This is a genomic window from Gardnerella greenwoodii 00703Dmash, assembly GCF_000263635.1.
In the GTDB taxonomy this organism is placed as follows: domain Bacteria; phylum Actinomycetota; class Actinomycetes; order Actinomycetales; family Bifidobacteriaceae; genus Bifidobacterium; species Bifidobacterium greenwoodii.
Map to the genome: position 1 here is coordinate 79,832 of NZ_ADEV01000006.1, position 14,121 is coordinate 93,952.

At 40.5% G+C, this 14,121-nt stretch carries 13 protein-coding genes and 1 pseudogene; 5 read left to right on the plus strand and 9 right to left on the minus strand.

Annotated elements, in window-relative coordinates; translation table 11 throughout:
- Position 1: 1 nt before the first annotated feature.
- Both NG78_RS06195 and NG78_RS03500 read right to left on the minus strand, forming a co-directional pair.
- Positions 2 to 259 (minus strand): hypothetical protein, encoded by a 258-nt coding sequence (locus NG78_RS06195; protein ID WP_029599928.1) that lies wholly within the window; start codon positions 257 to 259, stop codon positions 2 to 4.
- Positions 260 to 307: 48 nt separating this feature from the next.
- Entirely contained in the window at positions 308 to 2,344 is a 2,037-nt protein-coding gene (locus tag NG78_RS03500; RefSeq protein ID WP_032837738.1) for a cation:proton antiporter, read from the minus strand.
- 271 nt (positions 2,345 to 2,615) lie between these two features.
- Between NG78_RS03500 and NG78_RS0105835 the strand changes: the two genes are divergently transcribed.
- The 5 genes from NG78_RS0105835 to NG78_RS03480 all read left to right on the plus strand — a co-directional run bounded on the left by NG78_RS0105835 (position 2,616) and on the right by NG78_RS03480 (position 8,180).
- Entirely contained in the window at positions 2,616 to 4,142 is a 1,527-nt protein-coding gene (locus tag NG78_RS0105835; RefSeq protein WP_004574766.1) for an aminotransferase class I/II-fold pyridoxal phosphate-dependent enzyme, read from the plus strand.
- Between the two features lie 132 nt (positions 4,143 to 4,274).
- A complete protein-coding gene (locus NG78_RS03495; RefSeq protein WP_004574767.1) occupies positions 4,275 to 5,543 on the plus strand; it encodes an MFS transporter in 1,269 nt (422 codons plus the stop codon).
- 275 nt (positions 5,544 to 5,818) lie between these two features.
- Positions 5,819 to 6,490 (plus strand): response regulator transcription factor, encoded by a 672-nt coding sequence (locus NG78_RS03490; RefSeq protein ID WP_004574768.1) that lies wholly within the window; start codon positions 5,819 to 5,821, stop codon positions 6,488 to 6,490.
- The gene (locus NG78_RS03485) at positions 6,487 to 7,647 is read left to right on the plus strand and encodes a hypothetical protein (RefSeq protein ID WP_004574769.1); all 1,161 of its coding nucleotides are present in this window, start codon (positions 6,487 to 6,489) and stop codon (positions 7,645 to 7,647) included. The genes NG78_RS03490 and NG78_RS03485 overlap by 4 nt, the downstream gene beginning before the upstream one ends.
- A 161-nt stretch (positions 7,648 to 7,808) precedes the next feature.
- Positions 7,809 to 8,180 carry a hypothetical protein gene (locus tag NG78_RS03480; RefSeq protein ID WP_004574770.1) on the plus strand — a complete coding sequence of 124 codons (372 nt, stop codon included), beginning with the start codon at positions 7,809 to 7,811 and terminating at the stop codon, positions 8,178 to 8,180.
- Positions 8,181 to 8,360: 180 nt separating this feature from the next.
- On the opposite strand, the gene NG78_RS03475 is transcribed toward NG78_RS03480, so the two are convergent.
- The 7 genes and pseudogenes from NG78_RS03475 to NG78_RS03445 all read right to left on the minus strand — a co-directional run bounded on the left by NG78_RS03475 (position 8,361) and on the right by NG78_RS03445 (position 13,646).
- Complete coding sequence (locus NG78_RS03475; RefSeq protein WP_004574771.1) at positions 8,361 to 8,762, minus strand: type II toxin-antitoxin system HicB family antitoxin; 402 nt, start codon at positions 8,760 to 8,762, stop codon at positions 8,361 to 8,363.
- A gap of 117 nt (positions 8,763 to 8,879) precedes the next feature.
- Positions 8,880 to 9,404: a hypothetical protein gene (locus NG78_RS03470; protein ID WP_004574772.1), complete on the minus strand. Its 525-nt coding sequence runs from the start codon at positions 9,402 to 9,404 to the stop codon at positions 8,880 to 8,882.
- Between the two features lie 27 nt (positions 9,405 to 9,431).
- Positions 9,432 to 10,643 carry an ABC transporter permease gene (locus tag NG78_RS03465; RefSeq protein ID WP_004574773.1) on the minus strand — a complete coding sequence of 404 codons (1,212 nt, stop codon included), beginning with the start codon at positions 10,641 to 10,643 and terminating at the stop codon, positions 9,432 to 9,434.
- The gene (locus NG78_RS03460; RefSeq protein WP_004574774.1) at positions 10,627 to 11,337 is read right to left on the minus strand and encodes an ABC transporter ATP-binding protein; all 711 of its coding nucleotides are present in this window, start codon (positions 11,335 to 11,337) and stop codon (positions 10,627 to 10,629) included. Before NG78_RS03460 ends, NG78_RS03465 begins: the two co-directional genes overlap by 17 nt.
- On the minus strand, positions 11,334 to 12,236 hold the full coding sequence (locus tag NG78_RS03455; RefSeq protein ID WP_004574775.1) for an efflux RND transporter periplasmic adaptor subunit: 903 nt from the start codon (positions 12,234 to 12,236) through the stop codon (positions 11,334 to 11,336). Before NG78_RS03455 ends, NG78_RS03460 begins: the two co-directional genes overlap by 4 nt.
- A 318-nt stretch (positions 12,237 to 12,554) precedes the next feature.
- Positions 12,555 to 12,905: pseudogene (locus NG78_RS03450) on the minus strand (XRE family transcriptional regulator).
- A 21-nt stretch (positions 12,906 to 12,926) separates the two neighbouring features.
- Positions 12,927 to 13,646, minus strand: a complete 720-nt coding sequence (locus NG78_RS03445; RefSeq protein WP_004574777.1) for a nitroreductase family protein — start codon at positions 13,644 to 13,646, stop codon at positions 12,927 to 12,929.
- Positions 13,647 to 14,121: the final 475 nt, after the last annotated feature.

The following is a 14,121-nucleotide window of genomic DNA, read 5'->3' on the forward strand; positions in this document are numbered from 1 at the left end:
CTTAGCGCCGTCTTGGCTTGTACCCGCGTTTTTTAGATTTTGGCTTTGTGCTTGCAGACGGCGAGCGCATATCTGAATACATTCGATCCACCGGATTTTTATGCGTCAAATGCCAACAACCGCAATATTCACAAGCATAAACCCACAACTGCGCGCCGCGCTCTCTTAAACTCTGCTCCGCCGCCATAAGAGCCTGCCCTTTATTCTTGTACATGATTTTTTGGGTAGATTCGCAGCGCCTCGGAGTAAAGAAATACATAGCTTTTATGGTAGCAAACCGCTTAACAGTTTATGATACGTCCAATAATTACATATCCACGTTAGTATCAACATTCATAACATACACATTATTACGCAACTGACGCTCTTGAACTCGCGTAATATCGCCAGCTTCATACATATCGTGAATAATACGCAATTCTATTGCGTAACTTTCACGCTTTACTTCTTCAATATTTTCGATTAAACGCACGCTCAAGCTCACATTAGGTCTAGAACGCAACAATCGTTCAACACTCCTGTACTCGCGCAAAAGTGCAGAACAGTACTCAGCTGCGTATTCCTGATTGCTCATGACATTATATAGTCGTTCAATAACGTGCTGAATAACTTCAATATGCAACTGACGAATATGCACAAAAATAACGTCTTCTTGTAAGAGTGGAGCTGTTCTGCGAATCATATTACTTACTCGCATTATGACTGTTCCAATATGACGCTGTAATGCTCTTAACCTTCCGCGAACATGCCACATGAGGGTTCCCAACTGCCTATCAGTGTGAATGTGACGTAAAGAATTCATAATTTGATCCAACAGACGCTCACAAGCTTCAACCTCCAGCAATTCCTGTTTCGATAAAGAACAATCTTGCTTTAGCTTACGCAAACGCTGCTTAATATAATCTTTTTCCCAATTAAGAGCTTCAATTCGCAAATCTAAATACTCTTTTGCATCTCTACAACCAATATGCTGTTTTAAACGTTCAATTCGTTCAGTATAAGAGTCAACTACAGCTAATACTGCGCGGCGATTTTCACTAGTAGTATTTGCAGTTAATTCTTCAACCGTTCGTCTAAGAACTTCAATAACAATAGGCGTAACTTCTTCAAGCTCAGTATTGTTCTTTTTCGGCGCAATCATCGGCAGAATGAAATTCGCCATAAGCAAAGTTACTACAATCGCAATGCCCGCAACGAAAATAAGCTCATTCCTCAATGGGAAGCTCATTGGCAGAGTAAACATTAACGCCAAAGTTAGAGTTCCTTTTGCGCCACCTAAAGTCATAATTACAGCAGACTTTAATCCGCCTGTTGCTTTGAATTTTTTAGAGCGCACCATGCGAACCATAATCAGCATCCACAAGAAGCGTACGCCAATAACGATAAGCAAAGTTGCTGCAATAATCGCAACCAATAGAAAATTATTTATTCCGCCATCATTCCAACTTGAGCCTATAACTTTTGGTAATGCAATACCCAAAAGCACAAAAACAGCGCCATTCAAACCGAACGAAAGCACGCTCCAAACACTATTCGCTACGATATTTGTGCGCGAAACGTTTGGCCCCACGCCAGAACGATCAAATCTTGCAAGTAAACCTGCAGTAACCAACGCAAGCATTCCAGAAGCGCCAATAGCTTCAGCACCCATGTAAAGCAAAAATGGAAGGAACAGTTCCATAAGGATGCGCGTTTTTGTAGTTTCCCAACCTAAAGATCTGATTTTTTCAAACAACCAATTTGCAGCTAATCCTACAAATACGCCAATTGCAATTCCACCAAAGAATTTTGATGCAAAACTACTTAGCGCTGGCGTAATATCGAAAACACCAGACGCAGCAACAAGAACTGCAAACTGGAAGCCTACGATTCCGGACGCATCATTAAACAGCGATTCACCTTGTAGTACGCTAAATTGTTTGTCAGTAAGCGATACTTCATGACTTAACGCACTTACTGCCACAGCGTCAGTCGGTCCCAAAGCTGCCCCTAACACAGCTGCAGCGGCAATCGGTATAAATGACCATATTGCAGGTAAAAGCACAGCAACTGCGACCATAGTTGCCAGTACTAAACCAACAGCAAGAGTTGCTGAGTATTTAAATGAAGACAATAACGCTAACTTATTTATCTCACGCGATTCAAAATAAATTAAAGGCGCAACAATTACGATCATAAAAAGCCCTGGATCGAAAGTAACGTTTGGGAAGAAAGGCAGTTCTGAAGCTATAACACCCATGGCTATCTGCACAAGCGGCACTGAAACTCTCGGTATAAAACGTTCCAAGAATGATGACAGCACTACAACCGCCATGATGTATAGAATTAGCTCAAAAACTGGCATACTACTATAACTCCCCCTGTTTATTTACCTTATTTTTCAGCTTATCGAAACATGGCAACTAATATAAAATCTATTGAAATGCAAAATAATTTAAAAATAAAGAGGAACTTGTTCAAAAGTTCAAAATAAATTCAATTTTACTTTGCAAAATGCAAATTTGCGCGTAAAATCATCACTAAAAATATAAATAGTTCAATTTAATACTTATATTTTGAACTTTGCTATAAACTTGTTCAATTTATAAACGCTGATTTTACGAGAAAGACAGATTATGGCACAGAATTTTGCTGATGAGCTTAAGAAAGCTATGAAACGCAAGGGGTACAAGCAGATTGACGTAATCGAGCTTGCAGCGAAAAACGGTCATAAGCTTGGCAAAAGCCAGTTAAGTCAGTATTTAAGCGGCAAAACTGAGCCTCGCAAAGACGTGCGTAACATGCTTGCCGAAATTCTTGGAATCAACGGCGACGGCATCAAAGGCGGTCATTCTTGCGCAAAAATCGAGCAAAACTGCCAGTCTGAAGAAGAATCGCAATTAAATCAGCCACAGCTTACGGAAGCTGAACTTTCCGAAACGCTCAAACATAGGAACTTCAACAAATCCACCAAACTTGAGCACGTGCTTTACGATGTTCGCGGCCCGGTTGTTGAAGAAGCAAACCGCATGGAAGCAAACGGAACGCATATTTTAAAGCTCAACATTGGAAATCCTGCGCCTTTTGGATTCCGCGCTCCAGACGAAGTGATTTACGACATGCAGCAGCAGCTTATTGATTGCGAAGGCTACTCGGATAGCCGCGGACTTTTCTCTGCGCGCAAAGCGATTATGCAATACGATCAGCTTAAGGGCATTCCAGGCGTGCAAATGGAAGATATTTACACCGGCAACGGCGTTTCCGAGCTGATTAACCTTTCTATGCAAGCGCTTCTTGATTGCGGCGACGAAATTCTTATACCAAGCCCGGACTACCCTCTGTGGACTGCGTGTGCGAGCTTGGCTGGCGGCACTCCTGTGCACTACATGTGTGACGAAAAGTCGCATTGGTACCCAGATATTGCCGACATTCGCTCTAAAATCACGCCTCGCACTAAAGCAATCGTGATTATTAACCCAAATAATCCTACGGGCGTGCTGTATAGCCGCGAAGTTTTGGAAGAGATTGTTAAGATTGCGCGCGAGTTTAATCTGATTATTTTTGCGGACGAGATTTACGACCGTCTTGTTATGGACGGCAAGAAGCATATTTCGATTGCTTCTCTTGCTCCAGACGTGTTCTGCGTAACTTTCAGCGGACTTTCTAAGTCGCATATGATTGCTGGCTTCCGCATTGGTTGGATGAGTCTTTCGGGAGATAAATCCAAGGCTCGCGACTACATTATGGGACTTAACATGCTGTCTAATATGCGCTTGTGCTCTAACGTTCCTGCGCAGTCGATTATTCAGACTGCTTTGGGCGGATACCAGAGCGTTGAGAAGTATTTGGAGCCGGGCGGACGCGTGTATGAGCAGCGCGAGTACTGCTATAACGCTATTCAGGAGATGGATGGCGTAAGCGTTGAGCGGCCAGACGCTGCTTTCTACATGTTTGTAAAGCTCGATCCAAGTCGATACAACATTCACGACGATGAACAGTTTGCTCTTGATTTGCTACGCGATCAGAAGTTGCTGATTGTGCACGGAAAAGGCTTTAATTGGCAGACTCCTGGATACTTCCGCGTAGTCTACTTGCCGCGCTTGCAAACGCTTCGTGACGCAATGGGCAAACTCTCCAGCTTCCTCTCCTACTATCGCCAGTAGCCGCAACTCCTGACTATAAATCGCAGTAAAACACTTATTTCACACACAGTCCAGAAAAAGGTGTATATCAAGAGGCATATATCATTCAGAATATGAAAGACATTCATAACATGAAAGAAAAAAGAGAAGGAAATGAACACTGCGGCACGGATTCGTACAACTCTTATTATTGCCGTTTTATCGCTTAATGCTTTTCTTTTAACAAGCTGTAGATTTGGCGTGAGTCTATATCTTTTAATACATGTTGACTTATCTCACGCAGCGCTTAACGCGGTATCAGTAGCACTTATGACCTGCATAGCAGCACCACTTGGCGGCATTATCGCAGATAAATATCAACCAACTAGATTGTTTATAGCACTAACGTTTTGTTTTGCCTTGTTGTGTACTGGATACGGTTTCGCTCTAGTAGCACAGCATAATCTTATTGCTATTACGGTTACACTACTCGGCATAATATTCGGGTTCTTTACTGCATTTTCTTCGCCTAATCAAAAAGTATTAATGGCATATAGCGTACCGACTGGCGAAAAAACTAAATTTTTAGCAAGCATGCGTATGTGGATTAATCTCAGCAGGCTTGCCGCACCTGCGATTACTGGCATATTTGTTGATATATGCAATCCGCTCATTTTCTTTACGAGCATTGCTATTGTGATGATATTAGCGGCGCTACCTCTACTGTTAGTTAATCTAAACCAGCAAGCACAAAATAGCGCAAACAATACGAAAACAGGAACAGGAAGCAATAAAACTGCTGGTTTTGCAGCTTCTCTACAGTATATGAAATCTACACCATGGTTAATAGTCTTAGGAGTAGTATCCGCATTACAATCAGGCTCATGGCTTGCTGCATTCAGACTAATGGGAGCACATCATTGTCTCACGCTTTTTCATTCGGCATCCACGTGGGGTTCAATAGTCAGCATATTTAACATTGGCATGATTGTAGGTTCAGTATTATGCAAATATATTGTGCTGCATTATGAGATTTTATACTCTATTTTATTACCTGGATTCCTTTCTATTCCTTTACTTATTTTCGCACTTAATAACTGGATTGCTCTTTTTCTTTGCTCTGCTTTCATTGCAGGTATTATTTTTGACGCCACTATTGTCTATGGGCAAACAGCTCTTCTCGACGGCATACCAACGCGCATTCTCGGCGCGACTACTACTTTTACTTCTATTATGGAGCAATGCGGCATTATCGTGGGGTATGCAAGCGTACTAGCATGGGGAAATCTAAATTCATCATTATTCATAATGATTGCATCTGGCGTAATACTTGTTTCAACAGGTATAGCCTTATGGATTATTCAAACTCGTAAACAAACATACCCATCAATGCTTACCAAAGATTATTGGACACCATCAACATGGGTAAAAAGAAGCATATAACAAGCCATTTAGTGCGACAGCGCAATGAAGCTATAAAGCACACATGGCAACTTCTTTACTCAGCCATCGCCAAGCCTCAGCCATCGCCAAGTCTCAACCACATTGCATTAAGTTACTAAGCTTTAAGCGAACTTATTCTCTGCGGAGTAACCCCCGTAAGCTCTCAGCGACTACCTTTATAAGATTCCATTTGTAAAGGTTTTCCTAGACAAGATATTCCTTATACAAATTCAAGTATTATTATTACTTAAATAATGCTTTTATAAAGGAGCAGTATGGCAGCAAAGCATATTACTGTTGGCATTGTCGACGATGATTGTTTTTGTCTACACGGCCTAAAAACATATATTGAACAGGTTGTTCCGTCCTGCAGTATTTGCTGGTTGTCCACATGTGCCAATCAAGCAATTCAGTTTTGTCAAAATCGATGCCCAGACGTGCTGCTAATTGACATGTATATGTCTGGGGTTTCGGGAATTAAAATATTATACGAATTGCGAAGAAGATACTCACTCCCAATAATAATTGCTATAACTTCATTCCCTATCAACGATTATGCCTTAAAAGCATCGGCGGCAGGCGCACAAGGCATTGTTGGGAAAAACCACCCAGAAACTATTTGCGCTATGCTTAGCAGTATTATCCAAGGCGCGTTCAAGCCGCAAATAATAGATGATCTTCATTTTGACGACACGATGACAGCATTTCAACGTTTGCAAAATAAGCCAAAAAAGGGACGCCTTGCTTTAACGGATCATGAGACTGAAATTGTAAAGTTGTGCAGTAAAGGCATGACAAATGCGCAAATCGCTAAACGTTTATTTGTTGAAACTTGTACTGTGGAAACTATCCTTCGTCGCGTGTTCAAAAAGTTGAATGTGACGAATCGTTCACAACTTATTACCACATGGCTGCATGATGAATATTTAGGGAATGATACACAATGATTATTTTCTTAATGCGGCGTTTGCGAGAAAAGCTTATTGACAATAAAACATTTTTACTATTGGGATGTTTGTCGAGCGCAATGGATGCATATATTTACTCAAATAGCGACAATAGCACAATACAACTTGTCATAGTTTACATGATTCTTGCTGCTATGAATCTGTTCCTTTGCTTGCTCCCGCATTTTATGAGCATGTGCTATATTTTTGTGCACCTCAGCATTCTTGTTATTCCTAGTCTGAATCTTCCACCAGTAACTTTCGGGCTCATCATATCATTTGTTTTTATTTCATATTTATATCCGATTCAATTTACACTACCTTTATTCTTAGTACTAGATGCATTACACTACGTTGCATACCGATACCTATCAACTTTGTCTTTCAAGTATCTTATTGCTTACCTTTTAATAAATATATTTTGCGTTTGCACTGGTATTATTTTGCGCATTTATCACCAAAAAATGGTTCTCTATGAAAAAGATAGGCAAACAATTAATAATCTTAATTTGGCTGTGCGAATGCACGATAAATTAACTAATAAGATTGCAGATATTGCACTACAAAGTAAAATAGCATTACTTGACAAGTCTATTTCTAAAAAGCAACGAGAAGCTATTGAAGAAATAAATGATTTGGCAGATCAGGCTTTTGAAGAAGGTCATAATATTATCGACATTCTACGTGGAAATACTGCTAAGCATGATGCTCGAAGCGAGTTCATTCAGCGCATTGAAGATACGCTACAAATGAACGACTCAATCAATGAATCATGTGGATTAAAAGGAAGATCCATATGCAATATATCTAGTAACGATATTCCTGAAGACATTAGCGATGAAATCATCTGTGAAGTTATTGAATTAATCGAAGAACTATATTTGAACATTCGAAAATATGCTTCTTTAGTTTATTACATCAGAATTTCGATACGCGAAAAACAAATTGTTATAAAACAGTTCAATGTTCGATTTTTGGGCAAGAAAAGTAAAGATGCGATTCGCGCAGTATCTCAAAAAGGGCTTCTGCTTCATCGCGATACCCTAAAGCATTTAGGCGGTTCACTTTATTTTCGAGCCTTTGGCAAGTATTGGGAATGTAATGCAGTTATCCCTTTAAAAAATGAACATAACCGTATAAATAGTATACTTTACTGATTCAGTTTAAAAGATTAATGAATCTTGAGTAGTTTTAGTTAGTAATTATTTGTAAAGGTTTTCATATACAAGATATTGTTTACCTTTTAGCGCGCCATTAATTTATAAATTGTAAAGGTTTTATATACGCAATTATTTTCTTGTATTAGAAGGAGAAGAATATGAGTAATTTAGAAGATACAAAAGCACAAATTCCGTCCGTATTTTGGACAATAGCCAATGGCGTATTTCTTGCTAGCGGAATTGCGCTGATTGTAATGCGTAATGATTATCTATGGGGAGTGCCTCAAATTATCGCTGGATTATTTGGCCTTACAACCATGTTTCTCATTAAAAAACCGTGGTGCGCGCAACTATATTTTATCGTATCCTCACTAGCTGTAATAGCAAATGGGCTTATGGAAATATTCGGCATAATCCACGGATCTGGATACGGTTATGTTCCGCTGATTATTGGTATAATTGTGCTTCTATTTATAGGCCTTGATAAGGATGAAAGTTCAAAAGCTCTTGGCATAGCCAAAAATAAGTAAAAGCATTAGACCGCGAATTTTAATATAAAAACATATCACAATTTTCAAAGGCCAAGCTGTAGCCACGCATCCTACGGCTTGGCCTTTATTATTTATCTGTTAATGATTTATTTTGCATAGAGTGTATACGTTACTTAACAATTCATTTGCTTATAGCCTCAACTATATTGCATTAAGTTACTAAGCTTTAAGCGAACTTATTCGCTGCGGAGTAACCCTCGTAAGCTCTGCAACATCACGAATCGTCAATCCCTGATTCCTTAGTATGCGGACCGTTTCACGCATAAGCATAGACGCTTCTTCTTGAGTTTTTATAGCTGCAGATTTTGCATCTAGCATGCGCTGAAGCATAAGCTCATCTTGCTCACTAAGTTTCGGAGTTACTTTCACGCCATTGACTTTAACATTTAACGTTGCAGCAGCGTCTTTTACCATTGCTGCAACCTGATCAAGTCTACGTACTTGAGTAAATAATCCTGGTATTTCTGGCACTTCTATAGCCCACCAGCCATCGCATCTGCGAGCTATAGCGGTCACATTTTGCAAACAAGTCGTTGCATTATCATGCTCAGTAGCACTCATTGATTAAGTCTTTTCTCCAACTCTTTTCGCTTCACACATATAAGTATATGCCTATTTATCAATTCAGTAAATAGGCATTGCATATAAAATCAGCACAACAAAGCTATACAAATGCAATTACATCACAGGACAATTAGTTTGCACATCCTGTTGGAATCCTGACGGATCTCCCAGTTTTGCTTTACGCATGTGCTCTTTGAAAAAGTTTCGCGTTGCATCATCACAACGGTCTGGACCCATAAACGGCATACTAGGCACTTTTTCAAGCTCACGCAAAGCTTTACTTGCTGCGCGCTCATCACTAGCATACGTGTCTAGCCATTGCCGTTCCCAAGCACACTGATAATAATTAGATGCTTGTGTATCGCCATATCCACTCTGGAACTGACTGTCTTTTTCTTCTCCAACCAAGTTTGCAGGAGCTTTATATTTTTCAGGCCAACTAAGCTTTGCCACAGATTCCTGATATTCCTTCTCTATATGAGCAAAATCAACAGTCTCTCTAGGCGAACTATTTTGCGAGCGCGCACCACCCATACCACTCGCATTATTGTTGCCTACTCCTCCACAAGCATTGAACATAAGAATCGCACTAAGCACACCAATAATAAGAGTTGCTTTACCAATAGTATGATTATTCATTATTCCTTCTTTCTTATTTTTTGAAAATTAACGCAATGCTAATGCTGGTTGTAAACGCGATGCTTTTATTGCCGGCACCACACTTCCAGCAAGTGCTGTTATAAAAGCCGCAATAACAGCTCCAATAGCGGCTTCATATGGGTAAACTGGCGGACTAACTGGGCTTGCTGCATCCCAAAAACTTGATGCTATAGACACAAGACCAAAGGAAACAGCGACGGCAGCAATCGAAACTATCAGCGCTAAAATAATCGCGCTGCCTAACACAAGTGAAGCAATCGACCATCTAGTAGCACCCAAGGCTCTGCGTATAAGCAATTCATGTGTGCGCTGCTCCAACGATGCTAAACCAATATTGATTAAACCTAGCGCGGAAACAAAAAGCAATAATGCTGCTACGATAGCAAAACTTAATTGCAATACTGTTATAACATTCTCGTAATTATCACTATTATCATGTCTTCTAATTTCATTTACTTGTCCACCGCAACAGTCGTAAAGAGCATCTGAAACATAAGATTTAATTGATTTTTGAGAACGATTTTCTTTATTTAACCAGTAGATTGAGCCTTGAGCTTCTTTTTCAGAATATTCCCAAAGAGTTGGAGCGTAACGTAACAAGCCTAGAATATTCACGTATACTTTTGCTGAGTCTACGCCATCGTTCACAACTCCAACAATCCTTATAGGACTCATTTGTGTTGTTTTGCGAGAAGTAATAAATGCTACTTCACCAATCTTGTATCTTTTGCTAGCAGATTGGTTTACTACCATTTCTAATGCGTTGCTTTTAGCGCTATTACTAAACCATCTTCCACTTACAATAGGTAAGTTATAAACTTTGTTGTATCCTGACGTAGTGTAAACAGCGTCAACATATTGAAGATTGCTGGTTTTATATTCTTCGCTTATTTTTACGCTATTCAAAGCTGGCATAGAAGCGCTAAACAGTAGTCCAGTGTTTGGTTGTAGCATAACGTTAGCATTACGGTTTGCGGATTCAATGCGATTTAAGAATTTGTTAAATACTGAATATTCGTCAAAATTTTGTGCTGAAAAAGTAATCTCGTATGTTGGCCTACGGCCGTTTAGCTGTTCGTTAGTTGCAATAAGATAGTCCTTACCAACCGTGCCGATAAGCACTGACGCAATAACAGCAACGATGCCAATAAACATTGAAAAACCTGTGAGGAAAGATCTCATAGGAGACAGGCGCAAATCTTTAAGCAGCATGGTCATAAAGAACACCGCCTTCCATAGTAAAAATGTGAGAGCAAGAACGAGCCACTTTCATATCATGAGTGACTAATAGTAATGTTGTTCCAGATTCTTGAACACGATCATGCAACACTTGAAGCACTTTTTCTCCCGTACTACTATCGAGCGCACCAGTTGGCTCATCGCAAATAAGTAATTCGGGATTAGTAACTAGGGCACGCGCTATTGCGACTCTCTGCTGTTCACCGCCTGATAGCCTTCCAGGGTATTCATTTAGTTTATCTTGCAATCCAACAGCACATAATGCTTCTTCTATCGTTTTTCTTCTTGTCTGCTTGCTTTGTTGTAGCCCTGCGTACAAAAGCGGCAACTCAACATTTTCTCTAATGCTTAAATGCTTAATAAGCGAATAGTTTTGAAAAACAAAACCAATATTTCGAGCGCGCATATGCGATACTGTAGCATCACTACACTTTTGGATTGACTTGCCAGAATAATAGTATTTTCCAGTAAAATTTTTATTCAAAAATCCAATAATAGAAATAAGACTTGTTTTGCCAGAGCCAGACCTGCCAACTACCGCGTATGTTTCACCTTGATTAAGTAGCATAGAAGCAGAGTTGACAGTGGTAAGCCATTCGCCATTGCCTAGTTTTACACGCGCTGACACGTCTTGTAGTTCAACCAGCGGAACAGGATTGTTTCCCATAATCATTGCACTCCTGGAATGAGATCAGGAGAAACACCTGCTACAACATCACCCTCATGCAAGCCAGACGTAATTTCAATATTAGCGCCGTCACTGATTCCAAGACCAACTTCTTTACGCTCCCAATTATCGCCTTTCTTGTATGAGACTAAACCTTTTTGGACTCTTCCAGCAACCGCACTAACAGGCAGAGTTAAAACCGATTGTTTATGCTTGCCATTAAAAACAAGCGTCGCATTTTGGCCTGATTCTACTTCTGTGCTTTTATCTATTAAACACGTTAAAACTTTTGACGATACACTAGGCGTACTTTGCACACTCGACTCATCTGTTTGAGTTGAATCAGCATTATCATTCTTGCTACTACCCGAGGCTGCAACATCGGTAGAAGCTCCACCGCTTTGTACTATTTGCAAACAATTGGTTGGTCCAACACCATCTTCAACTTGGAAGCGACCTTTAACATCTGCAATATCAGCAGAACGAAGTAAAGCTTTTGCGTTAAGGCTTATTGAAAAACCTTCATATTTAAGAGTGAATAGCGGGAAAGATTTAGGCACGTCCGCAGATGATTCAGCTACTGACACAACTTTAGCGTTTACGGGAGCAATAATTTTGTTACCAGCATTGTAGCCTAAAATACTTCCAGCTTTTACAGCACTTCCTGCTTTTACAGATGGAGAAAAATTCCCTCTACTTACAGCAGTGATAACAAAGGTAGATGATTGTTCTATTACTGCTTTACCCGACACAACTTGTGTTAAAGGCTGTTTTTTGACTGAAACAAGTGGAACTGAATCATGTGATGCCTGCTGTTGACTATCATCAACTGCTCTACCAGCGCATGCAGTAAGCAAACACGTTGGCAGAACAGCCAACAAGAGTACTTTTGTAAACTTACGCATAACACAAAGCTCCTTACTCACCAAACTCGTAAAACACATAGGATGCGTCGAAACGAGCCTCTCAAACTGACCCAAAATAAATAAAGTGCTTGATAATGCTGCAATTAACGCTTTTCTGATTACCACTTTATTTAGAATTTCAGCTTTTGCTTAATAGCCTATAATCGCCGTAAAGAGTTTGCATCACACTAAATGATGATTTTTATTTATGATTCTTTAAGCTTGTGTAATACCAGAGAATGATTTATTTTGCATAGAGTTTATACACTACTGAGCGACTTCCGTGCGCATAGCCCCAACCACATTGTGATTAAATCACTAAGCTTTAAGCGAACTTATTCGCTGCGGAGTAACCCTCGTAAGCTCTGCAACATCACGAACCGTCAATCCCTGATTCCTTAATAAGCGAACTGTTTCACGCATAAGCATAGACGCTTCTTCCTGAGTTTTTATAGCTGCAGATTTTGCATCTAACATGCGCTGAAGCATAAGCTCATCTTGCTCACTAAGTTTCGGAGTTACTTTCACGCCATTGACTTTAACATTTAAAGTTGCAGCAACATCTTTTACCATTACTGCAACCTAATCAAGCCTACGTATTTGAGTAAACAATCCTGGTATTTCCGGCACTACTATCTGATATTTTCCAAAGTACTTTGGGTTTTGCAAGATAGATTGGTTTGTGCGAAGTTACTTTTCTTGCGCAAGTTCGATTGGCGGATGCTCCGCGCGGAAAGCATTTACGTGCGCTTCAGACGCATATCCCAGCGCAAAACCAGTAATCAGCGCATACTCCGTCGGAATGTCGAATACTTCGTCAAGCGGTGAACGCCATGTAGCAAGAACGCCAAGCGGGCATGAATCTACGCCTTGCTCTTTGGCAGCCAACAGTAACGTTTGCAGCATAATTCCAGCATCCAGCGCAGCAAATGGCAGAAAATCGCGACGCACAAGCACAAATCCCATAACTGGCGCACCAAACGCCTGGAAGTTGCGCAAAGTGTGAGCGTTTCGAGCAGGAAAATCTTTACGATCAATATTTAAATGTTTATACAACGCCAACCCTAAACGCGCACTGCGCTCTTTAAGCGATTGTGGATACGGAGCCATTACAGGAAAATCTCCATCCGGCTGGCTCATTTTCTGTGCTATCAGGCGTTCTTCTTCGCTAAGGGTAGCGTCTTTAGTACGAAACATTGCTTTGCATTTTTGCGTATATGCATCAATAAGCTGCTGCTTGCGTTCTCCTTGAGCAATAGCGAGCATGTAGCCACGAGTGTTAGACCAGCTCGGTGATTGTGCAGCTGTTTGCAAAATAGTTTCAAGTATTTTAGAATCGACTGGTTTATTTAGAAAATCACGTGCAGAAAATCGCGACTTTGCGAGTGCTTCAAAAGTTTGTGTAGTCATGTCTTTTAGTATATCGCACCAAATACGCACGCAGTATTTTCTCGAGTTTGAGCGACGGCCTGCTTTCGCTCTTGCTTGATGTTGCGCGAGTTTTGGTGGATTTCTCTCCTCGCGATTTTGTTTACGTTATTCTTGAGTATCGTCTATGAGTTTTGTAACTGATTTAGTTTTTTGTTTTTGACGAGGCTAGAAAATTTGTGTTTGCGTGCGTCCCGTCCTTCGGGCGCTCTGGCTGTTAAAGGCGCTTATTGTGTTCGCCTTTCTTCAAGAGTGTAGCTTCTCAGTCCTCTTTTAGCACTGAACACAATTTTTCCAGCCTCTCAACACATTAACCGACAACACAAAACTCATAGACTCGTTAAGTTTGTTACGAAAGTGCGTGGTTTGCTAAGTGCAACTAAAGTCGCATATTTAAGCTGCGGGTTGGTGTGTGGTAGGAGTGTCTGGCGTGATGCGTGCGGCAGCATGCGAGAAT